The 1488-nt window shown below is 59.9% G+C and carries 1 protein-coding gene; it reads left to right on the forward strand.

All coding sequences use genetic code 11. The features are described 5' to 3' along the window. The first annotated feature begins 526 nt into the window (after positions 1-526). A complete protein-coding gene (locus GA0115259_RS21635; RefSeq protein ID WP_093599758.1) occupies positions 527-1282 on the forward strand; it encodes a hypothetical protein in 756 nt (251 codons plus the stop codon). The last annotated feature ends 206 nt before the right edge of the window (positions 1283-1488 follow it).

Raw genomic sequence — 1488 nt, forward strand, 5'->3', positions numbered from 1 at the left:
AGCCACCGTCCACAACCTCACTGTCAGCAACCTGCACACGTACTATGTGCTGGCGGGGGCCACACCGGTTCTGGTTCACAACTGCAATGTCAGGCTGACTCAGGAGGAAGCCGATACCCTGCAAATAGGGCCCCACGCTAATGAGTCCGTTCCTGCGACGGGCCCTGTGGTAACACCTGAACAGAGTGCGGCGATGCAGGGGAAGGTTTGCCACACCTGTGGCGGAAGGACTCCGACGATGATTGGAGATCACCAGCCGCAATCCGGGATCGGACCCACCAGTCTGCCGAGGAACCTGTTCCCGCATTGTCAGGTTTGCAGCGACACGCAGTCTGTCGCGGTACAGAAGGCTCAGCAGATACTCCGGAATCACGGATATCATGATCCGACATTCCCGGGGCTGCCCGGCATACCCAGTGCCGTAGAAAAGCTAGCGGAACTTCTTCCTGGCCATACGGTTTAGTTGGAATCTGCGCCTGGTCGGCTACATGTCGGCCAGGCGCGCTCTATTTCAAGGAGGTGGCAGGTGCTGATTGGTAGCGCGGATATCTATCTAAACCACCGCGTGGTTCGCATCGGATCCAGTGCGGCTCCGGCAGCGGCTTCCCCGCTTGGCGGCGCACCCGTGGCGGTATCGGACAGTCATGTCCACGTGGCGGTGAGGGCGCAGGCCGGGTTGGTGCGCGTCAAGTTGTGGAACAAGGTCGGGCCGGTGAGGGGCACAGTCGTCTTTGACGGAGAGATCTCGCTTGCTGACGGTTGCATCGCGGTTGGAGACATCCTCAATGTGTCCAGCTTCGTCCAGAATTTCGGGTCTGCCGGGTTGCATCGCATGCGGGTCTCGGTCGACGATCCCGGAAATGCGTCGCGTGTTGATGTGATCCTCAATCCTGGCGGGAGTCTTATTTCCCTGACGAGTGTTGATGGCCACGCGATTCCGTATGAGTGGACAGCTGACGAAGCGGCGATCGGCAGATTCGACGAATTGGGGCTGGTGCTGTCTTCGCATGACCTTCCGCTCGGCCGCCTATCCGCAGCCTTGAAGATTGTCCTGATCGCACACAAAGAAGGGGAAGCGGACAGCAGGGAATATCTCCGAGATTTCGGAATTCGCATGGTTTCCGAATGGCTGCGGTGGCTGCGTGATGACATTTCCGAAGCGGCTGCATCAGAGGCGGGACGTGACATCTCGGTAAGGTTGCGCGACCTGCCCGGCCTCGAATCGGATGACAATATAAGTCGTTTGGCGTCCAGTGTTCTTGAATCGCTGCATCGGGTCTAGTAGTTGCTAGCAATTGCAAAAAACAGCCCCGTCAGGTGTGTCCTGGCGGGGCTGCTGCATTGGGGTGACGGCAGTAGTTGACGGCAACGTCAGCGGACGAGGGCGGCGCAGGGTGGCGGTTCGTCGCCGTCGGAGCGTGCCGTCTTGGTGTTCTCCGGGCCGCCGAGTGCGGTGCTGAGGGTGTCGATGGCGTCTCGCTGGAGGCG

The organism is Streptomyces sp. MnatMP-M17, from assembly GCF_900091995.1.
In the GTDB taxonomy this organism is placed as follows: domain Bacteria; phylum Actinomycetota; class Actinomycetes; order Streptomycetales; family Streptomycetaceae; genus Streptomyces.